This window comes from Shouchella oshimensis (assembly GCF_004375095.1).
GTDB lineage: Bacteria > Bacillota > Bacilli > Bacillales > Bacillaceae_D > Shouchella > Shouchella oshimensis.
On sequence record NZ_SNUX01000004.1, the window covers coordinates 749,224 to 772,140 of the forward strand.

Genomic DNA, 22,917 nt, shown 5'->3' on the forward strand with positions numbered 1-22,917 from the left:
ATTACGGCCAAATTTATTCCTTTAATCGATCCCTTAAGCGTAACATCAAATCCATCAATCCGATAATCTTTATGAATAGTATCGTTAACTGCATAACCAACATCAACAGCACCAGTCCAAACGTGACAATCACGATTACTGTTTTCGATGCCTTTTTATCATACATATAGGTTTGGATAAAAGATAGACCTTGTATCAGAAGAAAAATACTAAAGATGTTAAACCCTGTTAACGAAAGGCTCGCCATAAGAGAACCCTGCTCAAACGAAATGAACCCTAGAAGCATAAACAAAAAATAGAAAGCAATAATAGATCTCGGAAACTGCCAGTTGCGAAAGGCAGGAAGTTTATCATATTGTATTCCTACTCGTTTATACACAAGCGTAGACAGTCCATAAAGGATAAACCCATACATTGTACCGAATACGAGGAGTAAAAAAGGCATCATATCTTGTAGCATCTGCATATATTCTCGGATAAACGCGTCATCATATACATCAACAGCAAACGACTCAGCTAGCCTTTGGGTTTCTACTAATGTTTCTCGCACCGCACCTAAAATCGACACATCATATAATCCTTCAATGATCACATAGATCATAGCTAAAGATAAAAACGGCGCAATAATGAATACAACGATTCGTTCGACCGCCGACTTCCTCATATATTGATAATAACCAACGAGAACACCGATTACAGCGAAACAAATGGGGACAAGTATCATACTTGAAAAAACAAGCGATAACCCAACTGTCGCCACTGTCGCCACGCTAGCGACCATCGTTCCTGTTTTCAATCCATACACTGCGGTTATATAAAGAAGCGGTAATGGAAGTGCGATAAATGCAAGTGTGTTGATTAAGGGAATACCAGTAACAAGCAGAGTGTACAATAGAACAAACAGTAACCCGTTTATTATCCCTCTTGTTACAACGTTCTTGTCTTCCAATTCGTCACCTCTTTTAAGCGTGCAAGCTGTTTCTTTCCACAGCCTTTTTCTATTTTATCGCAATTACTGTGAAAGTAAAAGCGAGTTCAATTGAAATTAAAAAAAGAGAGCAATCAAACTGGCTTTTCGAAAGCCGGCTTAATCCACCCTCTTTTATCGCAACATTAATTTACTTCGTTTACGTAAGGAAGTAAAGCAATTTGACGGCTGCGCTTAATTGCAACAGTCAATTTACGTTGATATTTTGCAGATGTTCCAGTTACGCGACGTGGAAGAATTTTACCACGCTCAGAGATGAAACGTTTAAGCAAATCAACATCTTTATAATCAATGTGCGTAATTTTGTTTGCTGTAAAGAAACAAACTTTTCTACGCTTTGGACGACCGCGACGTGCCATAAGACATTCTCCTTTCTATTTGTTATTAGAATGGTAAGTCATCATCAGAAATATCAATTGAACCATCGTTCGAGAACGGATCATTGTCATAACCGTTTGAACGATTACCACCACTTGAACCTGTGTTCCCTGAACCTGATCCATAATTTCCTTGAGAACCACCGAAGTTTTGGTTTTGATTGTTTTGGCTATTACGAGGTTCAAGGAATTGAACACTCTCAGCCACGACTTCAGTTATAAAGACTCGTTTTCCTTCATTATTATCATAACTGCGCGTTTGAACTCGTCCATCAACGCCTGCTAAACTTCCTTTTTTCAAGAAATTCGCTACGTTTTCCGCTGGCTTTCTCCAAACAACACAATTAATGAAATCCGCTTCTCTTTCCCCTTGTTGATTAGAGAATGGACGGTTGACTGCTAACGTAAAGTTCGCAACAGCAACACCATTCGGGGTAAAACGAAGCTCAGGGTCACGGGTTAATCGGCCAACAAGAACAACACGGTTTAACAATGCGATCCCTCCAGCCTAGCTCGTTTATTTTATCGTTATTATTGTTCGTCTTTTGTAACAAGGACACGGATCACATTATCATTGATTTTAATCAGACGATTAAATTCATTGATTGCTTCAGTGTTCGCTTGTACGCTAATAAGAACGTAGTAGCCGTCTTTGAAATCATTGATTTCATAAGCTAAACGTTTTTTACCGATCTCGTCTACCTTTAAGATTTCAGCACCATTATCAGTGAGCACATTGCTGTAACGCTCAACGATTTCTTTGTTTGCTGCCTCTTCTAGGTTTGGAGCGATAATGTACATAATTTCGTACTTACGCATTCCATTCACCTCCTCTTGGTCTAAACGGCTCTGTTTGTAAAGCAGAGCAAGGAGCAAAAACTAATTCACTCACATTCAATGATTATATCATTTCAGAAGTTAATGAGCAAGCTACAAATTAACATCACCTGCCTTTATATAAAAAAGTAGTTAACGAATTGGGAAAAATACATGAGGGTGTGGTTTTGCGAAGATTTCTTGGAGCTTACATACCTATTACGCTTTCTTTTGCTTAATTCCTTCTAACATCACAGCGATATTTTTCGACATCACCTTTTTGAATCAATAAAAAAAGAGCTGTACACAATGTACAGCCTCTTCTACTCGCATAACTCTTTATACATTAAAACGGAAATGGATAACATCGCCATCTTTAACGACATAATCTTTCCCCTCGAGGCGAACTTTACCTCGTTCTTTGGCAACTGCCATCGTTCCTGCATCAACTAAATCATGGTAGGAAACGGTTTCTGCGCGAATAAAGCCACGTTCAAAGTCTGTGTGAATGATTCCTGCAGCTTGAGGTGCCTTTGTTCCATTACGGAATGTCCATGCTCTCACTTCTTGTTCACCAGCTGTAAAATACGTTTCTAGTCCAAGTAAAGAATAGGCAGCACGAATTAACTGGTCAAGACCGGATTCTTCAATCCCTAATTCTTCCAAGAACATTTCTTTTTCTTCACCTTCAAGTTCAGCAATCTCAGATTCAATCTTTGCACATACTACGATGACATTGCTATTCTCTTGATTCGCAAATTCTTTTACTTGCTTCACATAGTCATTATCTTCTTCAGCAACAAGATCGTCTTCAGAAACGTTTGCAACATATAAAACTGGCTTACTGGTTAATAAATGAAGCTGTTTTACAATTTTAAGCTGGTCGTCATCGAAATCGATGCTACGTGCAGGCTTTTCGTTTTCGAATGCATCCTTTAGAAGCTCAAGTACAGCAAGCTCCGCAACAGCTTCTTTGTCTTTTGTCTTAGCTAGCTTTGCTACTCTCGTTAACCGTTTATCAACCGATTCTAAATCAGCCAAAATCAACTCTAAATTAATGACTTCAATATCTCTTAACGGATTTACGCCACCAGACACATGGGTTATATTATCGTCTGCGAAGCAACGAACAACATGGGAAATCGCATCTACTTGACGGATATGAGATAAGAATTTATTTCCTAACCCTTCCCCTTTACTCGCGCCTTCCACAATCCCAGCAATATCTGTAAATTCAAAAGCTGTTGGTACCGTTTTTTTTGGTTTTACAAGTTCTGTTAGTTTATTTAAACGAGAATCTGGTACTTCAACAATCCCTACATTCGGGTCAATCGTACAAAAGGGATAGTTTGCAGATTCAGCACCAGCTTGTGTGATTGCATTAAATAAGGTTGATTTCCCAACGTTTGGTAAACCAACAATTCCTGTCGTTAAAGCCACTTCCGTCACGTCCTTTTATTTATCGATTCTCAAATCCGAACAGTGTTTTTACTGGTTCTCAGACTCGATTACTTTTTTTAGCTTCTTTGAGAAATCCCGACGTGGCAGCATGACACTATGTTGACAACCTAAGCATTTTATACGTACATCCATTCCCATGCGGATAATCTTCCAGCGATTTTCCCCACAAGGGTGCGGCTTTTTCATTTCTACGACATCATGTAGCGCAAATTCCTTGTTTGCCAATGTTCTTTCCTCCTTCGGGTATTTCTGCTTGTATTATACACGAAGGAGTGCTGCCTTTGTAGTGTCAGCGCTTCTTTTTTGTGGCAGGGTGCCTTAAAATTGGGTATAACAGTAGCGCAGCAAGGATATATAAATTTAAAATTCCGTATAGAGGATACAAAATCGAAATTAACGTAGAGAACCCAAACAGTGTCAATGGTGCCATCAATGCAACGAGGAGCAATGCAATTACCCACGGTTCACCGGTAACTTTCACTTGAATACGAGATAATAACCCTAATACACCTGAAGCAGCAGTTGTATAAATTGCTAGCCAGAGGACCAGTGAGATCGCTACTACCATTACTGAAGGGTAATGTTTTAGTATAACGAATAATGGTATCTCATAGAAAATGATTTCTTGAGCAACTGTAAGCAAAGATTCATTATAAATATACGAAACCGTACCTAAAATAACACCACTTCCGATACTTGCAATGTAGATTTCACCTCGATGATGAATTTGGTTTCCGACAGCGCCTAATACAGCAATGATTGGTAGAATATTTAATGATGTAAACGTTAATGACGCCGGCCAATTTTTTTGCTCTTGCAAATTAAATGAAAATGTAAAACCAATTGACTGTTGATAGACAAGTAAAACCGCCAATAAGCAAACAATAAGAATAGGAATAAGGAGCGCATTGATTTTTGTCATACCGCTTGTACCTTTTATAAAAATAAGAACAACAAGAAATCCGTTGACGATAATGCCAAGCCAAGTTGGAATATGGTAGACCTCGAGAGTGGCTCCAGCCCCTGCAAGCATAATCACTGTTACTGAAAATAAATAGAGAATAATCATAACATCATAGGCTTTAGCTAATCGCTTTCCTAATACTTTTTCTAGCACTGGGAGATAATGAGTCGTTTGTTCTTTCTTAGACACCGTTAAAATAACAGCACAGCTAATAGAAAAAAGAATAGCAAACAGTACGATGGCTAGCCCGCTTTCAGCTCCAAAAAATTCCCATAGCTCTCTCCCTGAAGCATAACCTGCTCCAATAATTGTTCCTACTATTAAAAACATCCACTTTAACCCATTTCCCCACAAAATCCTCACCCTCGCTGATTCAGCATGTATAGATTTTCTAGAAATCTACTATACTGTTACTACTATGGTGAAGGAGTTAATAATATGAGTACAAACCTTTGGCCTTTCAGAAAAAAAGTGTTTTCAAAACGTATGCATATGGATGATGTTGGATTTACACAAGAGCTAGGGAAGTCCCTTCTTTCATTTTGTCGACAACACGCTTCAAAGGAATTTATCGTTGCTTGTATAGGGACTGACCGTTCTACAGGCGATGCACTTGGGCCACTTCTTGGAACGATGCTTCAGAAGTGCCATCTCACTCAATTTACCGTTTATGGAACATTAGAAGAACCTCTTCATGCAGTGAATTTAGAAAATCGATTAAAAGAGATTCACGAGCTTCATCCTAATGCTTTTCTTATTGCCGTTGATGCTTGTTTAGGGCGACAAGCGCACGTTGGATCGATCACACTTTCAAATCAATCATTGAAGCCAGGAGCAGCTATGGGAAAGTCTTTGCCTGAAGTTGGTGATTGTTCTCTTACTGGAGTGGTGAATGCTGCTGGCTTAATGGATTTCCATATACTTCAAAGCACTCGTCTTCATGAGGTCATGACAATGGCTGAAAAACTTCAAACTGTTTTCACTTATGTAGATATGCAATTGAAACAAAGCATAAAAAAACACCCTTCTCTTTTTCAAAAGAAAGGCATTTTTACCGAGCTTTAAAACGACGCTCCGATTTCCTTTATTGCTTGGATAAGGACTCGAACATCATTCATTGTCGTATAAGGTCCAAAGCTCACACGTACTAATCCTTTGTCAATCGAGCCAAACCACTCATGCAATTTGGGAGCGCAATGCAAGCCAGCTCTGACTGCAATTTGATAGTGTTGATCAAGAATAATGGCACACTCTTGACTGCTTAATTCAGCAAAGGCGAATGAAACAACGGCTAAGCGACCTTCACTTGTTTCCGAGCCAACAAATGATACGTTTACATTAGCAATCTCTCGTAAAAAATAATCAACTAACTGTACTTCATGCTGATAGATTGCCTCCGTTCCTCCTAAATACTCAAGCTCATCTATTCCAGCCCCTAGTCCTGCAATAGCAGGTGTATTTAGCGTGCCTGCTTCATATCGCTCAGGCCACATAATTGGCTGATCTTTACTTTCAGAACTATGGCCAGTACCGCCATACGTCATTGGTTTTAAGTGATAATCATGTTTTGATAGTAAGATACCTGTACCTTGAGGACCTAACAACCCTTTGTGACCCGGGCAAGCAAGCAGATCAATCCCATCTCTCTCCATATTAATGGAAATCGTTCCTGCTGTTTGTGATGCATCAACACAAAGGATTGCTCCTACAGACTTCGCTTTTTCAGAAATCGGCGTTAATGGTACGATTTCCCCTGTAACGTTTGAAGCATGATTAATAACGACAAATTTCGTTTTATCATTAATCGCTTCTACTACACTAGCAGCCGTTTCCTCGCCTGTTTTTCCACCGGCAAATCGAATGATGATACCCGCTTGCTTTTCCATTGCATATAAGGGTCGAAGGACTGAATTATGTTCAAAATGCGTTGTAACAACTTCATCTCCATTTGAAAACGGAAAACCAATAATAGCTTGATTTAACGCAAACGTTGCATTTGGATAAAACCATACGTGTTCTTCCGATGGCGCGTGAAAGAATGCAGCGATCTTTTGCCTTGTTTGCAAAACCAATTCAGAGGCTTGTCTAGATAAAGAATGTCCTCCTCTTCCAGGGTTTGCGCCATGCATTTCCATCGTAGTGACAACCGAGTCAATCACCCGTTTCGGCTTAGGAAATGAGGTTGTCGCGTGATCAAAGTAATACATTGATTTCTCTCCTTCCAAAAAAGAAGCCGCCTCTTTAAGGAGGACATGCTTCTTTATTCTTTCGTTTGTATTAAAATATCTAAAATTCTCTCTAAATCATCTTCAGAGAAATAATCAATTTCTATTTTCCCTTTTTTCTTCCCTGGTTTAATCATGACTGAGGTCCCAAGGGAGTCCCTTAAACGTTCTTGATGGTTTTTAAGAAAAGGTGATAATTTCACTTTCACCTCTCTTGTTTCACGTGGAACATGTTCATTAATCTCTTGAACGAGCTTTTCGACTTCGCGAACACTGAGCTTCTCTTGAAGAACATTCTCGAGTACTTGCGATAGTTTATCTTTATTTTGTAATCCAAGTAAAGCTCTCCCATGACCCATACTAAGCTTACCGACAGATATAAACTCTTGCACCACTTTAGGGAGCTGTAACAATCGCATATGGTTCGCAATATGCGGTCTACTCTTCCCTAATCGCTTTGCCAGTTGTTCTTGTGTGCTATTTGAGTAGCTCATCAATTTTTCATAGGCAATCGCTTCTTCAATTGGATTCAAGTCTTCCCGCTGTAAGTTTTCAATTAATGCAATTTCCATCATTTTCTTTTCATCTAATTCTTGAATGATAACAGGAATCTGATCTAATCCAGCTTGTTTGGCTGCTCTAACACGACGTTCTCCCATAACAATTTCATAATCTTTAATTGATTTCCTTACAGTAATTGGCTGTAAGATGCCATGTTCTTTAATCGAATCACTTAATTCTTTTAAAGATTCTTCTGAAAATGTTTTTCTAGGTTGATACGGGTTAGGCCTTACTTCTGACACAGAAATATATGTGACTTGCTCCTGACTTTGTTCACTTTCGTTCGGAAAAAAAGCTTCTAATCCTTTACCTAAACCTTTCTTTCCAATCGATTTAACCATTTGCAACCACTTCCTTTGCTAAGTCTATGTACACTTCTGCTCCACGTGACTTCGCATCGTATTCAATGATTGGTTTTCCATAACTTGGCGCTTCTCCAAGACGGATTGTTCTAGGGATTATCGTATCAAACACTTTATCTCTAAAGTACTTTTTCACTTCTTCGATTACTTGAATACCAAGATTTGTTCGTGCATCCAACATTGTAAGCAGCACGCCTTCAATCGCTAATGATGTGTTTAAATGCTTTTGTACCAGTCGAACGGTATTTAAAAGCTGGCTTAAACCTTCTAAAGCGTAATATTCACATTGAACTGGAATAATAACCGAATCTGACGCTGTTAGCGCATTTATTGTTAGCAGGCCTAATGACGGTGGACAATCAATAAAGATATAATCATACGTTTCTTTTAATGGTGTTAAGGCTTTCTTTAAACGAACTTCTCGAGAAATTGTTGGTACGAGTTCAATTTCCGCACCAGATAATTGAATTGTCGCAGGAATAACATCTAAATTACGAACACTCGTTGGAAAAATAACTTTGCTAGCCGGTACATCATCAATCAGGACATCATAGATGCATTCATCGACATCCCCTTTTTCAACACCTACTCCACTCGTTGCGTTCCCTTGCGGATCTATATCAACTAGAAGTACCTTTTTCCCTAAATGAGCTAAACATGCTGCTAAATTCACTGAAGAAGTTGTCTTCCCAACGCCGCCTTTTTGGTTTGCGACAGCGATAATTTTTGACACTTGGACACCTACTTTCCTTCGTTGCAGAAACATTCCCTCTTTATTTCCTTGCATTAATCGCAATCCCCTAAAAAAGTCATTCATTGAGCATATAACGCTCGCTTTAACCTTCATTTGGAATAGATTACTTTTATTTTAGCATAAATTGACGATAAACCTATTAAAAAAAAGACCTATCTTTTTGTAATAGATAGATCACTTTTTAGGTATTCGGATGGTAAATTGGTAAAATTCATCATTATCTTCTTCATCGGTATCGACTTTCAGCCCTGTTTTCATCACCATATCCACAGATTGACGAATCGTATTCATTGCAATTCGCATATCCTTTGGATACGATTTACGCGTTGCTTTTTTCTTTTTTGGCTCATCCTTTTCTTCAAGATCAGGATAAAGGAACTGTTGCACGCGTTCTTCTGTTTGTTTTACGTTTAACTGTTCTGAAATAATTTGTTCCAAAATAAGTTCTTGCGCCTCGTTATTACCTTTTAACCCAATAAGTGCTCTAGCATGGCGTTCTGAAATTAAGCGATTTAAAATAGCATCTTGCACTTTTTTCGGCAAGTTTAATAGTCTTAGTTTGTTTGCAATCGTTGATTGTCCTTTTCCAAGACGTTGCGCAAGGCTTTCCTGTGTTAATTGATGAATTTCAATTAACTTCGCATAAGCCGTGGCTTCTTCAATAGCCGTCAAACCTTCACGCTGTAAGTTTTCAATTAAGGCAATTGAAGCTGTTTGTGAATCATTAAACTCTTTTATAATAGCAGGGATCGTTTCCCAACCTAAAGACGAAACAGCTCTAAATCGCCGCTCACCTGCAATAATTTCATACTTCTCTTCTCTAATACGCACTACAATTGGCTGTATAATTCCATGTGTACGAATGGTTTGTGCTAATTCAGTAATCCGCTCTTCATCAAAAACCGTTCTTGGCTGAAAGCGATTTGGCACAATGTCTTCAACTGGAATTTGCTTTACTTCTTCGTTTTCGATTAAATCACCATCGTCATGTTTATCATTTAAGCCAAATAGGCGTGAAAACGATTGCTTCATCGCCTCAGACACCACCTTTTATTAAATAACCATCATGTATAGTTCGACACCTATAAAAGTCATTCCTTTGTTTAAATGAATTTGTTCCACGTGAAACCTTTACGTAACGTTTAAACAATCGGTTGTTTGTTTGGCATTCCAGGTTTTCTAGGATACTTTTTTGGTGTTGTTTTTATTTTTTTAATCGTAACAATATGACGGTCACTCTGTTCAACTGGTAAAGAAAAGAAATGATTGCTTTCTATTTTTCCACCCATCGTTGTAATAGCTTTTTCTCCATCATTTAGCTCTTGATTAGCGCCTGCTGCTTTCAACGCAATAAAAGATCCATCTACTTTAACAAATGGAAGACATAGTTCTGCTAAAACAGACATGCGTGCAACCGCTCTTGCTGTCACAATATCATAATTTTCTCTATGCATTGCATTTTTACCTGCTAATTCAGCACGATCATGGTAAAAAGATACATTTGTAAGACCTAATTCATCTGCTAAAAACGTCAGAAAACCAATTCTTTTGTTTAATGAATCAATAATTGATACATGTAAATCAGGATAAAGAATTTTCAAAGGTAAACTCGGAAATCCCGCTCCTGCTCCAATATCCAATACAGATTGATTAGTGAATGGAAAATAAAAACTAGGGGTAAGTGAGTCATAAAAGTGCTTTAAATACACGTCATCTTTAGCAACAATTGCTGTTAAGTTAATTTTTTCATTCCACTCAACAAGCAGTTCAAAATAACGGTTGAACTGCTCTTCTTGAGTAGATGAAAGTACGATATTTTTTTCAGCAAGTAATTCTGGAAACTTCTCGTAACTCATATAAACAACCTCACGATGATGTTTTGGCAAGACGTCCTTGTTCCAAATAAACAAGTAAAATCGATACGTCTGCAGGATTAACGCCAGATACACGGGAAGCTTGCCCTACAGATAAAGGTCTAACCATTTTTAATTTTTGTCGCGCTTCCGTTGCAAGCCCTTGTATAGCATCATAGTCAAGGTCTTCAGGGATTTGCTTACGCTCCATTTTCTTTAAACGTTCAACTTGCTGCCACTGTTTTTCGATATACCCTTCATACTTCACTTGAATTTCAACTTGTTCGCACACGTCCTCATCAAGTTGTTGATCAGGGTGCGGCACAATGTTCATCAAATCGTTATACGTCAATTCTGGTCGCTTCAATAGCGCTTCTGCTTTAATTGCCTCATTCATAGCGTTTGAGCCTAACTGGATAAGAACTTCATTCACTTGAGATGATGGCTTCACGATTAATCCTTTAATACGCTTAATCTCTTGTTCGACTGCTTCTTTTTTGTGTTTAAACTGAGCATAGCGCTCTTCAGAAATTAATCCTAAATTATAGCCTTTTTCTGTTAAGCGTAGGTCTGCATTATCATGGCGTAAAATTAAGCGGAATTCAGCTCTAGACGTAAGTAAGCGGTAAGGCTCATTTGTACCCTTTGTAACTAAATCATCAATCATAACGCCAATATAAGCGTCTGAACGATCTAAAATTAGCGGCTCTTGTCCTGCTACTTTTCTTGCTGCATTAATTCCTGCAACGACCCCTTGTCCAGCAGCTTCCTCATAGCCCGATGTACCATTAATTTGTCCAGCTGTAAAAAGCCCCGGTACTGCCTTTGTTTCTAAAGTCGGCCACAATTGTGTAGGAACGATGGCATCATATTCAATTGCATATCCAGGGCGCATCATTTTCACATGTTCAAGACCAGGAATGGATTTAAGCATAGATAGCTGAACATCCTCTGGTAAACTTGTTGATAAACCTTGCACATATACTTCTGTTGTGTTTCGACCTTCCGGCTCTAGAAAAATTTGGTGTCGTGGCTTATCATTAAAGCGGACAATCTTATCTTCTATAGACGGACAATACCTTGGTCCTGTTCCTTCTATCATACCTGAATACATTGGTGAACGTCCAAGATTTTCATTAATAATTTCATGTGTGTCCGATCCGGTATAGGTTAACCAACATGGAAGCTGATCGGTAATATACTTTGTGGTTTCATAAGAAAAAGCACGAGGCTTATCGTCCCCTGGCTGTATTTCTGTTTTTGTATAATCAATTGTGTTCCCATTTACTCGTGGGGGCGTTCCTGTTTTGAAACGAACAATGTTAAATCCAAGTTCCTTGAGGTGATCAGACAGCTTGATGGATGGCTGCATATTATTTGGACCAGATTCATAAGATAGCTCACCTAAAATAATTTTACCTTTTAAATAAGTACCTGTTGTAATAACAATAGCTTTCGCACGATATTCAGCACCTGTATTGGTAATAACACCGTGACACTCGCCATCCTCAATGATTAATCGATCAACCATTCCTTGTCGTACTAATAAATTGTCTTGTTCCTCTAGTGTTTTTTTCATTTCATGTTGATACTGAAATTTATCGGCTTGCGCACGTAAGGCACGAACCGCCGGACCTTTACCCGTATTTAACATTCTCATTTGAATATGGGTTTTATCAATATTTCGCCCCATTTCGCCGCCTAAAGCGTCTACTTCACGAACGACAATCCCTTTTGCAGGACCGCCTACAGACGGGTTACACGGCATATATGCAATGGCATCTAAATTTAACGTAAGCATAAGCGTGTTCGAACCCATCCTCGCAGCAGCAAGACCTGCTTCCACTCCTGCATGACCTGCTCCGATGACAATCACATCAAACGAATCAGCTTGATAATTCATATATGCTCGACTAGATCGTTGCTCTAGTCTCCCTTCCTTTCAATCGAAATTTTTTACTATTCGAAGTACATCAGTTCGCTTCTAACGATCTCATTACTCAACGAACTCGACATGCACAATTCTTCTTAGAACATTTATTTACCTAAACAAAACTGTGAAAACAACTGATCAATTAAACTATCCTGCACATCTTCCCCTATAATCTCTCCTAAGAGCTCCCAGGTACGTGTCACATCAATCTGGATAAGGTCGACTGGTACATCCATCTCTGTGGCCTGTAGGGCGTCCTCAGCACGTCTTTTCGCCTCATTTAACAGTCCTATATGTCTAGCATTCGATACGTAGGTCAGATCTTGACCTTCAATATCACCAGCAAAAAACAATTGTTTAATCGCTTCTTCTAATTGGTCAACACCCTCATCATGAATCAACGACGTAGTCACAACTGGTCGCCCGTTTGCAAACTGATGCACCTTTTTAATGTCAATTGCTTGTTTCTGATCGGTTTTATTAACAATAATAACAACATCCATATCTTCAACGGCTTTAAAAAGCGCTTCGTCTTCCATCGTTAACGGTTCACTGTTATTTAATACGAGTAAGATTAACTCGGCTTCTTTTAAGGCCTTACGTGAACGCTCAACGCCAATTTTTTCGACAATATCTTCTGTTTCGCGAATACCTGCTGTATCAATTAATCGAAGGGGTACACCTCTTACATTAACGTACTCTTCTAATGTATCTCGTGTTGTCCCTGGAATGTCTGTAACAATCGCTTTTGATTCATGTACAAGACTATTCATTAAGGACGACTTCCCTACATTTGGGCGCCCGATAATAGCCGTTGCCAATCCTTCACGCAGTACTTTTCCTTGCTTCGCCGTAACGAGAAGATGATCGATTTCCACTAAAACTGGCATCATCTTTTCGCGAATAATTTGCTGTGTCATCGTTTCTGCATCATACTCAGGGTAATCAATATTGACTTCTACCGCAGCAACAGTCTCTAAAAGTTGTTGTCTAAGATGTTGAATCTTTCCTGACAATCTTCCCTCCACTTGCCTCATCGCTACGTTCATTGCCTGATCCGATTTGGAACGAATTAAATCCATTACACCTTCTGCTTGAGAAAGGTCTATTCTCCCATTTAGAAACGCACGCTTTGTAAATTCTCCCGGCTCAGCCAACCGAGCACCATGTGACAATGCTGCCTGTAATACGCGATTAACAGAAACTAACCCTCCATGACAGTTAATCTCAACAATGTTCTCACGCGTATACGTTTTTGGTCCATGCATAACAGTGACCATAGCCTCTTCAATGACCTCATTACCTTCGACTAGATGCCCATAAGTAATGGTGTGCGTCTTGACTTCACTCAATTTCGTTGTTCCTTTAAAGAGCTTGTCACTAATATCAATTGCTTGATCTCCACTGAGCCGGACAATTCCAATAGCTCCTTCTCCAAGTGCCGTAGATATTGCTGCGATTGTATCCACATTCATCACCTCCGTAAAATACAGCTTCAACTAATAAGAATAGCATACGCATAGTTGAAAAGCCATTGCTTCAATGTGAACTTTCTCTTCCAGTTTTTATTGCTCCAAAAAAATAAGAAGTGCTTTTGCACTTCTTATTTAACCGGTTCAACCACAACATGTCGTTTTGAACCGTTTCCTTTTGATTCAGTTGTGACAATCTGACTATCAGCTAGTGTTGTATGGATCACCTTACGCTCACGAGCAGACATTGGCTCAAGTACCACTTTTTCCTTTGTTGTATGTGCCTTCTGACTAATTCGAAGGGCTAGCTGACGTAAAGTCTCTTCTCGCTTCTCCCTATAGCCGCCAGCATTTAAGCGAATACGAGAAGTATCGCTTGTATCCTGATTGGCAACAACTAAGTTTGTTAAATGCTCTAAAGAATCAAGTGTTTGACCTTTTTTTCCGATCAACTTTCCTTGATCAGCATTTTCAGATGTAACAAGGTTCAACGCAACATATTTTCCATCGCGTTGTTGCTCGATTGTAACGGAAAGTCCCATTAATTCGGCGGTTTTTAAAAGAAAGGATCCTGCAACGTCTTCGGTTTTAGGTTTTACACGAACTTCAATTACTGCAGGTTTTCCACCAAATAATCCTAAGAAACCTTTTTGTGGTTCTTCAATTACGTTATACATTAATTGATCTTTTTTTACATTAAGTTCGTCTAATGCTTTTTGTACAGCTTCATCAACAGTCCGACCTTTTACCGTCTTCGTTGCCATAGGATACCCCTTTCTTATTTCCGTTTTTTCTTATTTTTCTTCTTCTTACTTGAACTTTTATTTTTTGCGTTTGATGAATACGTACCCCTTGTCGAGCTTTGATTAACACCAACAGTGGATTCTAATCCTCTTTTTCCTGTGTTTGGTCCAGTAATAAAGTAGGTTTGTGCAATCATGAAGATGTTTCCTACTACCCAATAGAGAATAACCGCAGCGGGTAAGAAAATCCCGATTACTAAAATCATAAACGGCATAAGATATAATAATATTTTTGCCTGTGGATTATTTTGCACCATCATCATTTTTTGCTGCACGAATGTTAACACAAACGCCAATATCGGTAAGATGAAAAATGGGTCCGGATCACTTAATTGGAACCAAGCAAAGGACTCACCTTGAAAATTTTCTGTACGCATAATCGCATGATAAATAGCAAGAAAAATCGGCATTTGAATCAAAATCGGTAAACAACCTGCAAAAGGGTTTACTTTATGTGTTGCAAATAATTTCTGCATTTCTTCATTTAATTTTAAGCGTGTATTTTGATCTTTTGCGCTATGAGTCTCGCGTAATTTTTGCATTTCTGGCTGCAACTGCTGCATCGCCTTCATACTTTTTGTTTGCTTCACCATTAATGGTAATAAAATGAATCGAAATAAAATCGTTACAATAATAATGGCAAATCCATAGCTATTTACCCAGTTTGCAATGAAAATAATTAATTGTGATAACGGATACACAAAGAAGGAATTCCAAAAACCTGAGCTCTCTGATGTAATAGGCTCGTTAATATTAAAACAGCCAGATAAAAAAAAGAGCATCCCCGTCATGACTACGAGCCAGCTAATTCGTTTCACTTTCTTTTCTTCCTCCTAGCTGTCGATTTTCTTTATTTTGTTGAACACGAACAATCATTTTTGATTTTCTAAGTACATGCTCCAAGCTACTTTTTATTTCGTGGTATGTCATGTCTTTAACAGGATTATGGGCTATGACAACATAATCGTAATGCTGCTTTAAATCACCCTGAATTTGAGTAAATACTTCACGCACATAACGTTTAATCCGATTTCGACAAACGGCATTTCCCACTCTTTTTGAGACAGATAATCCGAGGCGCAGTGAATCTTGTCCTTCTTTTGGCAAGATATAAAGAACAAATTGACGGTTGGCCATTGATGATCCTCTATTAAAGACAGCCGAAAATTCTTCATTTTTTTTAATACGTTGCTCTTTTTTCATTCGTCTCACGACCCTCTTGACTCAAATAATGTATATAACCTGAAAAAGACCACTGATGTCAGTGGTCTATGCAGACAATACTTTTCTTCCTTTTTGACGACGGCGAGAAAGAACTTTACGTCCATTTTTCGTAGCCATTCTTGCACGGAAGCCGTGATTCTTTTTACGTTTACGGTTATTTGGTTGGAACGTTGGTTTACCCATGTATTCCACCTCCTTCGAGGATTTAGATCTTAAGGCACTCCCAAAAATTATATAGATGTATGACCGTATGTGTCAAGTCTTTATTCTAAACTTCTTTTAAACCTCTTTTTTCACTTCTTCACATCGCCATGCTCTACCTTTGTGGACATATTTTTTATTCACATATGGTTATCTACACGTTATCGACAAGGATTTACACATATCTTGTATTGTGGACAACACTAAAACACTACATCCTGTATTTTGTGGATAAGTTCATCCTTCCATTGCTACTAAAGCTTTTTTTTGCTATGATATAAGAGATTTCTTTCGTGGACAATGTATGTACCAAAGAACCTGTCCACAGCCTGTGGGTAAGGTTGTGGACAGGTTCTTTCCATCTGTTTATTTTGTTATCCACAGTTTGTTGAAGTCGTTGCTTTTCTACGAAACATCCTATAATATGAATGTTTCGTCGTATATATTCGTCCGTATATTTATACCGCTACTTATACAAAAGTTGTACAGTGTGAGAATGTCGCAGAAGGAGGGGCTTTTTTGGAAAATATTCATGACCTATGGAATAAAGTACTTGAAGAAATGAAACAGAGAGTCAGTAAGCCTAGTTATGAAACTTGGCTAAAATCAACGACAGCAACGGCTTTGCAAAATGACGTTATCACAATAACAGCTCCAAATGAATTTGCTCGCGATTGGCTTGAAGATCATTATTCTAGCTTAGCAGCAGATATTATCGAGCATTTAACTGGGGCAAGACTAAACCCGAAATTTGTCATTCCACAGCACGAACAAGAAGAAGTCATTCAAGAACAACCAACTCCTGCCGCGACAGAAGTAAATTTAGCTACCCAAAATGACACAAATCGTTCGATGTTAAATGATAAATACACTTTTAATACCTTTGTTATTGGTTCTGGTAACCGATTCGCTCATGCTGCATCACTTGCCGTTGCAGAAGCACCAGCCAGAGCATACAATCCACTCTTTATTTATGGTGGCGTTGGATTAGGAAAAACACATTTAATGCATGCCATTGGTCATTATGTAATGGAACATAATCCGAATGCAAAGGTTGTTTACCTCTCTTCAGAAAAGTTTACTAATGAATTTATTAATGCCATTCGTGACAACAAAGCGGTTCATTTCCGCAACAAATATCGCAATGTCGATGTCTTATTAATAGATGATATTCAATTCATTGCTGGGAAAATTCAAACTCAAGAAGAGTTTTTTCATACATTTAACGCTCTGCACGAAGAGTCAAAGCAAATCGTGATTTCAAGTGATCGTCCTCCTAAGGAGATTCCTACATTAGAAGATCGTCTTCGTTCAAGATTTGAATGGGGCTTAATAACGGATATAACACCACCTGATCTTGAGACGCGTATAGCTATTTTAAGAAAAAAAGCAAAAGCAGAAAACCTTGATATTCCAAACGAAGTGATGCTTTACATTGCGAATCAAATTGACACGAATATCCGTGAGCTGGAAGGTGCTTTAATTCGTGTTGTTGCGTATTCATCACTGATTAACCAAGACATGAATGCAGATTTAGCTGCTGAAGCTTTAAAAGATATTATTCCAAATGCACTACCAAAAACCCTCAGCATTTCAGATATTCAAAAACTTGTCGGTGACCATTATCAAGTTAAATTAGAAGATTTCAAAGCAAAGAAACGAACAAAATCTGTTGCCTTTCCTAGACAAATTGCCATGTATCTTTCAAGAGAAATGACTGATGCTTCCTTACCTAAGATCGGTAGTGAATTTGGTGGCCGTGACCATACAACCGTCATTCATGCCCACGAGAAAATTTCCAAATTACTCGTAACTGATCAAGATTTACAACAAAAAATTCAAATGATTACCGAGCAGCTTCGCCAATAGGCTGTGAATGATGTGTATAATTGGAACAAGCCTATCCACAATTTACCCACATGTGAATAGGCTATCTCTTTACGCATTTTTTTAGTTATCCACAAACTCACAAGCCCTATTACTATTACTACGACTTTTAATTAATAAAAAGAATACTATATATGTTTATGAAAAGGAGTATCAAAGTATGCATGTCATAATTGATCGCAACCGAATGGTTCATGATGTTCAACACGTATCGAAAGCTGTTTCTCCAAGAACCACGATCCCTATTCTTACTGGAATAAAAATTGTTGCTACAAAAAAAGGCTTAACGTTAACAGGAAGTGATTCTGACTTATCGATTGAAGCGTTTATTCCAACTGTAGAAAATGAGAAAGAACTTGTTGAAGTCGAGCAAGAAGGAAGTATTGTATTACAGTCAAAATACTTTTCTGAAATAGTGAAAAAATTACCTGGCGATACAATTGATATTACGGTCCATGATCAATTTGCTGCTACGATTCGCTCTGGATCTTCTGTTTTCACATTAAATGGATTAGACCCTGATGAATATCCACGACTTCCGCAGTTAAAAGAGGACTTGATTTTTTCTATGCCTCAAGACATGCTCCGCAATGTTATTCGCCAAACTGTCTTTGCGGTGTCCACTCAGGAAACACGCCCGGTGTTGACAGGTGTAAACATCGAGACAGAAGAAGATGGATTAATCTGTACTGCAACAGATAGTCATCGCTTGGCAATGCGACGCACAAAGATCGATGTAGAGAATGAAGACCTTCATTTTCAAAATGTGGTTATTCCAGGGAAAAGCTTACAAGAGTTGAGCAAAATTGTAGAAGATACATCTGATGCTGTAGACATCGTTGTAACGGAAAACCAAATTTTATTTAAACTTGGTCACGTATTGTTTTTCTCCAGATTGTTGGAAGGGAAGTATCCAGTTACATCAAGCATGATTCCAAATCAATCAAGAACGAGCTTTGTGTTGAAAACGAAGCCGTTGCTTCAGACATTAGAACGAGCGCTTCTTTTATCAAGAGAAGCCAAAAACAATGTCATAAACATGAAAACATTGGGAGAAGGCGAAATTGAAATTTCATCTACTTCACAAGAGGTAGGGAAAGTGACCGAACAAATGGAAGTGGAACGATACGAAGGCGAAGAACTAAGAATCTCTTTTAACGGTAAGAATATTATCGATGCTCTAAAAGTGATTGATAGTGAAGAGATTCATTTGATGTTTACAGGGGCGATGAGCCCGTTTGTGATCCGTCCAATTGATTCTGATCGTTACCTACACCTCTTTTCACCAGTACGGACTTATTAAAAGCTTGTATGAAAAAAGGTTGGCTAGAGACGATTCGTTTAGTACAATAGAGAAAGAGATTTTTTTAGAGCGAACAATACGATACAGCTAACAAATTAGAGACAGCATTCATTTGACGTATGCTGTCTTCCCTTCGTCTAGCAGATGGTGAGGTGTACGATCTTGGAACAAATAGAGATTGAATCAGAATACATTACACTTGGTCAATTACTAAAAGAAGCTGGAGTAATTGATACTGGTGGAATGGCAAAGTGGTATTTAGGTGAATATATCGTCTACGTAAATGGGGAAGAAGAAAATCGCCGAGGTAAGAAATTACGTCCTGATGATCAAATTGATTTAGTAGATGGACGAACCTTTGTAATCGTTACGAAGGTGTAAGGATGCTAATAAGAAAAATTGAATTAACGTCCTATCGTAATTATGAGAGAGCTTCCCTGTCGTTTGGTGATAAAGTGAATGTGTTTATTGGAGAAAACGCACAAGGTAAAACCAATCTACTAGAAGCGATTTATGTAATCTCTCTTGCGAAATCCCATCGATCGAATAAAGACAAAGAATTAATACGATTCGATGACGAATTTTCTCGAATTCATATCGAAGGTGAAAATCGGACTGGTCAAGTCGAGCTTGATTTGATTATCTCGCAGAAAGGAAAGCGCGGTAAAATAAATGGGCTAGAACAAAAACGTTTAAGTGATTATGTCGGAACGATTAACGTCGTCATGTTTGCACCGGAAGATTTAGAGCTGGTTAAGGGAAGCCCGCAGACAAGAAGACGTTTTATTGATATGGAGTTAGGGCAGATTAGTCCGGTTTATCTCTATGAGTTGTCTCATTACGGCAAAATAATGAAACAACGCAATGTTTTACTGAAAACGATGCAGCAAAAGCGTTCGACAGATTTTACAATGCTTGATATTTTAACAGAACAAATGATTGAGCGAGCGGCTTTTATTATGAAAAAGCGTGGAGAGTTTACGAAACAGCTAGAGAAATGGGCTGTTCCGATTCACGATTCGATTAGCAGAGGTAAAGAAGTGTTAAGACTTCAATATATCCCTTCTTTAGAGGTATCAGAAGAGGGGAATCTGTCGAAAATAAAAATAGCGATGCAAAAAAAGTATGAAGTGAAAAAAGAAGAAGAAGTAAGAAGAGGAACAACCTTGTTTGGGCCGCATCGAGATGATTTAGCTTTTACCATTAATGACTTAGATGTTCAAAAGTTCGGTTCTCAAGGGCAACAGCGAACGACAGCATTATCTCTTAAATTAGCAGAAATTGATTTAATTCATGATGAAGTCGGCGAATATCCTGTTCTTTTACTAGATGACGTACTATCAGAACTAGATGATTATAGACAATCTCATTTACTAGAAACGATTCAAAATCGCGTACAAACGTTTGTAACAACGACATCCATTAGCGGACTACATGAAAGTGTTCGGCAAGAAGCGTGCATTTTTACTGTAACCCAAGGTGAAATCAAACGAATGGAGTAAACGATGTATATTCATGTAGGTGGAGATATTATTTTACCAATTAACCGGATTGTTGGTATTTTTCCATATGTTGAAGAAGCGTTACCGAAAGACACACTCGCTTTTCTTGAAAATCAAACGATACAAAAAACGTGTATCGGCAATGTAACGGACGCGATTAAAAGCGTCATTGTAACAAATCATCATGTGTACTACTCTCCGGTTTCCACACAAACACTCTATAAACGCTCAACAGAGAACGTGCTAGATCGTTTATTTGAGGAAGAAGAAACCAATGGATAGGACCCCTAACGAGAAGGTGAAAAATGTTGGAAAATGATCAAAATCAAACGTATGATGAAAGCCAAATACAAGTACTTGAAGGATTAGAAGCAGTAAGAAAACGACCTGGCATGTATATCGGTTCGACAAGCCAAAAAGGCTTACACCATTTAGTCTGGGAAATTGTCGACAATAGTATTGATGAGGCAATGGCTGGTTATTGTGACACCATTACATTAACGATTGAAAAAGACAATTCTATTACGGTGGAAGATAATGGTCGTGGTATACCTGTTGGTATTCAAGAAAAAATGGGTCGACCGGCAGTTGAAGTTATTATGACTGTTCTTCACGCAGGTGGAAAATTCGGCGGAGGCGGCTATAAAGTCTCAGGTGGCTTACACGGTGTAGGGGCATCTGTTGTAAATGCGTTATCAACTTACTTAGAAGTAAACGTTCATTTAGACGGGAAAATCCATAAGCAATCTTATTCAAGAGGTGTGCCTCAAGAGGATTTAAACATCATTGGTGAGACTGAAAAAACAGGAACCGTTATTACGTTTAAGCCCGATGGTGACATTTTTAAAGAGACGTTAGAATTTGATTACGATACATTAGCAAGTCGTGTAAGAGAGCTTGCCTTTTTAAATAAAGGGCTTACGATTCACATTGCTGATAAAAGAACAGAAGATGGAAAAGCAGCTACGTATTATTACGAAGGTGGTATTTCTTCTTTCGTTATGCATTTAAATCGTACAAAAGAAGCGCTTCATGCTGAACCTATCCATGTTGAAGGTGAAAAAGAAGGATTAACCGTCGAAGTGGCAGTTCAATATAACGATGGCTATACAAGCAGCATTTATTCATTTGCGAATAACATCAATACCCACGAAGGTGGTACACATGAATCAGGCTTTAAAACGGGTTTAACACGTGTTATTAACGATTATGCAAGAAAGAATAGCCTATTTAAAGAGAATGATCCGAATCTTAGCGGTGAAGATGTTCGAGAAGGATTAACGGCTATTATTTCTGTTAAAATTCCAGAACCTCAATTCGAAGGACAAACGAAAACAAAGCTAGGGAACAGTGAAGCAAGAACCATTACGGACTCTCTCTTCTCTGAAAGCTTTTCACGTTTTATGGCAGAGAACCCTACGGTTGCACGAAAAATCGTAGATAAAGGCTTAATGGCGTCAAGAGCTAGAGAGGCTGCAAAGAAAGCACGTGAATTAACACGCCGCAAAAGTGCGTTAGAAGTCAGTTCACTACCTGGTAAGTTAACAGACTGTTCTTCTAAAGATGCAACCATTAGCGAATTATTTATTGTAGAGGGTGACTCGGCCGGTGGGTCTGCTAAAGGTGGACGAGATCCTCATATCCAAGCGATTTTGCCTCTAAGAGGAAAAATTTTGAACGTAGAAAAAGCCCGTTTGGATAAAATTCTAGCAAATAATGAAATCCGGATGATCATTACAGCAATTGGCACGGGTATTGGCGAAGAATTCGATATAGAAAAAGCGCGCTACCACAAAATTGTGATTATGACAGACGCGGACGTAGATGGTGCCCATATTCGGACGCTCATTCTTACATTCTTCTATCGCTATATGCGTGAATTAATTGAAAGTGGTTTTGTGTATATTGCTCAACCGCCATTATATAAAGTGGAACAAGGAAAAAATAATGTAACGTATGTTTATTCAGATCGAGAATTAGATGCACATCTCTCAACCATTGAAGATCGAACGAAGGTTGGAATTCAGCGTTATAAAGGACTAGGGGAAATGGACGCTACTCAATTGTGGGAAACCACAATGGATCCAGACACAAGAAATATGCTTCAAGTAACTCTAGCAGATGCGATAAAAGCAGACGAAATTTTTGAAGTGTTAATGGGTGATCGAGTAGAGCCACGACGCGATTTCATTCAAGAGAACGCACAGTATGTTAAGAACTTGGATATTTAA

Annotated in this window: 25 protein-coding genes; 7 read left to right on the forward strand and 18 right to left on the reverse strand. The window is 38.5% G+C overall.

The window, feature by feature from the left end:
* Window positions 1–13: 13 nt before the first annotated feature.
* The 7 genes from E2L03_RS19220 to E2L03_RS19250 all read right to left on the reverse strand — a co-directional run bounded on the left by E2L03_RS19220 (window position 14) and on the right by E2L03_RS19250 (window position 4,960).
* Window positions 14–949 carry a DUF2232 domain-containing protein gene (locus E2L03_RS19220; protein WP_166740382.1) on the reverse strand — a complete coding sequence of 312 codons (936 nt, stop codon included), beginning with the start codon at window positions 947–949 and terminating at the stop codon, window positions 14–16.
* 164 nt (window positions 950–1,113) lie between these two features.
* The gene (gene rpsR / locus E2L03_RS19225; protein ID WP_035396877.1) at window positions 1,114–1,347 is read right to left on the reverse strand and encodes a 30S ribosomal protein S18; all 234 of its coding nucleotides are present in this window, start codon (window positions 1,345–1,347) and stop codon (window positions 1,114–1,116) included.
* Window positions 1,348–1,372: 25 nt separating this feature from the next.
* Window positions 1,373–1,858, reverse strand: coding sequence for a single-stranded DNA-binding protein (ssb, locus tag E2L03_RS19230; protein WP_038484698.1), 486 nt, complete (start codon window positions 1,856–1,858; stop codon window positions 1,373–1,375).
* Window positions 1,859–1,896: 38 nt separating this feature from the next.
* Window positions 1,897–2,184, reverse strand: coding sequence for a 30S ribosomal protein S6 (gene rpsF / locus E2L03_RS19235; RefSeq protein ID WP_038484700.1), 288 nt, complete (start codon window positions 2,182–2,184; stop codon window positions 1,897–1,899).
* A 336-nt stretch (window positions 2,185–2,520) separates the two neighbouring features.
* Window positions 2,521–3,621 (reverse strand): redox-regulated ATPase YchF, encoded by a 1,101-nt coding sequence (ychF, locus tag E2L03_RS19240; RefSeq protein WP_038484703.1) that lies wholly within the window; start codon window positions 3,619–3,621, stop codon window positions 2,521–2,523.
* A gap of 48 nt (window positions 3,622–3,669) precedes the next feature.
* Window positions 3,670–3,867, reverse strand: a complete 198-nt coding sequence (locus E2L03_RS19245) for a DUF951 domain-containing protein (RefSeq protein WP_038484706.1) — start codon at window positions 3,865–3,867, stop codon at window positions 3,670–3,672.
* Between the two features lie 64 nt (window positions 3,868–3,931).
* Window positions 3,932–4,960: a YkvI family membrane protein gene (locus E2L03_RS19250; protein WP_038484709.1), complete on the reverse strand. Its 1,029-nt coding sequence runs from the start codon at window positions 4,958–4,960 to the stop codon at window positions 3,932–3,934.
* 84 nt (window positions 4,961–5,044) lie between these two features.
* Here E2L03_RS19250 and yyaC point away from each other — a divergent pair, with 84 nt between their 5' ends.
* Window positions 5,045–5,671: a spore protease YyaC gene (gene yyaC, locus E2L03_RS19255; protein WP_055736084.1), complete on the forward strand. Its 627-nt coding sequence runs from the start codon at window positions 5,045–5,047 to the stop codon at window positions 5,669–5,671.
* Here the strand turns inward: yyaC and E2L03_RS19260 are convergent.
* The 11 genes from E2L03_RS19260 to rpmH form a co-directional block, all read right to left on the reverse strand.
* Complete coding sequence (locus E2L03_RS19260) at window positions 5,668–6,813, reverse strand: aminotransferase class V-fold PLP-dependent enzyme (RefSeq protein ID WP_134260149.1); 1,146 nt, start codon at window positions 6,811–6,813, stop codon at window positions 5,668–5,670. The genes yyaC and E2L03_RS19260 overlap by 4 nt on opposite strands.
* Before the next feature lie 53 nt (window positions 6,814–6,866).
* Complete coding sequence (locus tag E2L03_RS19265; RefSeq protein ID WP_038484718.1) at window positions 6,867–7,733, reverse strand: ParB/RepB/Spo0J family partition protein; 867 nt, start codon at window positions 7,731–7,733, stop codon at window positions 6,867–6,869.
* Window positions 7,726–8,487 carry a ParA family protein gene (locus tag E2L03_RS19270; RefSeq protein ID WP_038486371.1) on the reverse strand — a complete coding sequence of 254 codons (762 nt, stop codon included), beginning with the start codon at window positions 8,485–8,487 and terminating at the stop codon, window positions 7,726–7,728. The genes E2L03_RS19265 and E2L03_RS19270 overlap by 8 nt, the downstream gene beginning before the upstream one ends.
* A 195-nt stretch (window positions 8,488–8,682) precedes the next feature.
* Window positions 8,683–9,540: a nucleoid occlusion protein gene (gene noc / locus E2L03_RS19275; protein WP_124742958.1), complete on the reverse strand. Its 858-nt coding sequence runs from the start codon at window positions 9,538–9,540 to the stop codon at window positions 8,683–8,685.
* Window positions 9,541–9,650: 110 nt separating this feature from the next.
* Window positions 9,651–10,364 carry a 16S rRNA (guanine(527)-N(7))-methyltransferase RsmG gene (gene rsmG / locus E2L03_RS19280; protein WP_038484724.1) on the reverse strand — a complete coding sequence of 238 codons (714 nt, stop codon included), beginning with the start codon at window positions 10,362–10,364 and terminating at the stop codon, window positions 9,651–9,653.
* Between the two features lie 10 nt (window positions 10,365–10,374).
* On the reverse strand, window positions 10,375–12,264 hold the full coding sequence (gene mnmG / locus E2L03_RS19285) for a tRNA uridine-5-carboxymethylaminomethyl(34) synthesis enzyme MnmG (RefSeq protein WP_134260151.1): 1,890 nt from the start codon (window positions 12,262–12,264) through the stop codon (window positions 10,375–10,377).
* 134 nt (window positions 12,265–12,398) lie between these two features.
* Complete coding sequence (mnmE, locus tag E2L03_RS19290) at window positions 12,399–13,769, reverse strand: tRNA uridine-5-carboxymethylaminomethyl(34) synthesis GTPase MnmE (RefSeq protein WP_038484730.1); 1,371 nt, start codon at window positions 13,767–13,769, stop codon at window positions 12,399–12,401.
* Window positions 13,770–13,897: 128 nt separating this feature from the next.
* A complete protein-coding gene (jag, locus tag E2L03_RS19295) occupies window positions 13,898–14,530 on the reverse strand; it encodes an RNA-binding cell elongation regulator Jag/EloR (RefSeq protein ID WP_055736079.1) in 633 nt (210 codons plus the stop codon).
* 14 nt (window positions 14,531–14,544) lie between these two features.
* Complete coding sequence (gene yidC, locus E2L03_RS19300) at window positions 14,545–15,360, reverse strand: membrane protein insertase YidC (RefSeq protein WP_051667779.1); 816 nt, start codon at window positions 15,358–15,360, stop codon at window positions 14,545–14,547.
* Window positions 15,361–15,373: 13 nt separating this feature from the next.
* Window positions 15,374–15,772: a ribonuclease P protein component gene (gene rnpA, locus E2L03_RS19305; protein WP_134260153.1), complete on the reverse strand. Its 399-nt coding sequence runs from the start codon at window positions 15,770–15,772 to the stop codon at window positions 15,374–15,376.
* Between the two features lie 66 nt (window positions 15,773–15,838).
* Window positions 15,839–15,976: a 50S ribosomal protein L34 gene (gene rpmH, locus E2L03_RS19310; RefSeq protein ID WP_035396906.1), complete on the reverse strand. Its 138-nt coding sequence runs from the start codon at window positions 15,974–15,976 to the stop codon at window positions 15,839–15,841.
* Window positions 15,977–16,513: 537 nt separating this feature from the next.
* Here rpmH and dnaA point away from each other — a divergent pair.
* The 6 genes from dnaA (at window position 16,514) to gyrB (ending at window position 22,917) form a co-directional block, all read left to right on the forward strand.
* Window positions 16,514–17,863, forward strand: coding sequence for a chromosomal replication initiator protein DnaA (dnaA, locus tag E2L03_RS19315; protein ID WP_038484739.1), 1,350 nt, complete (start codon window positions 16,514–16,516; stop codon window positions 17,861–17,863).
* Between the two features lie 178 nt (window positions 17,864–18,041).
* Window positions 18,042–19,184, forward strand: a complete 1,143-nt coding sequence (gene dnaN / locus E2L03_RS19320; protein ID WP_055736078.1) for a DNA polymerase III subunit beta — start codon at window positions 18,042–18,044, stop codon at window positions 19,182–19,184.
* Between the two features lie 162 nt (window positions 19,185–19,346).
* Window positions 19,347–19,565, forward strand: a complete 219-nt coding sequence (gene yaaA, locus E2L03_RS19325) for a S4 domain-containing protein YaaA (RefSeq protein ID WP_038484745.1) — start codon at window positions 19,347–19,349, stop codon at window positions 19,563–19,565.
* Between the two features lie 2 nt (window positions 19,566–19,567).
* Complete coding sequence (gene recF, locus E2L03_RS19330; protein WP_038484748.1) at window positions 19,568–20,686, forward strand: DNA replication/repair protein RecF; 1,119 nt, start codon at window positions 19,568–19,570, stop codon at window positions 20,684–20,686.
* Between the two features lie 3 nt (window positions 20,687–20,689).
* Window positions 20,690–20,968, forward strand: a complete 279-nt coding sequence (gene remB / locus E2L03_RS19335; RefSeq protein ID WP_051667704.1) for an extracellular matrix regulator RemB — start codon at window positions 20,690–20,692, stop codon at window positions 20,966–20,968.
* Window positions 20,969–20,994: 26 nt separating this feature from the next.
* Window positions 20,995–22,917: a DNA topoisomerase (ATP-hydrolyzing) subunit B gene (gene gyrB / locus E2L03_RS19340; RefSeq protein ID WP_162472435.1), complete on the forward strand. Its 1,923-nt coding sequence runs from the start codon at window positions 20,995–20,997 to the stop codon at window positions 22,915–22,917.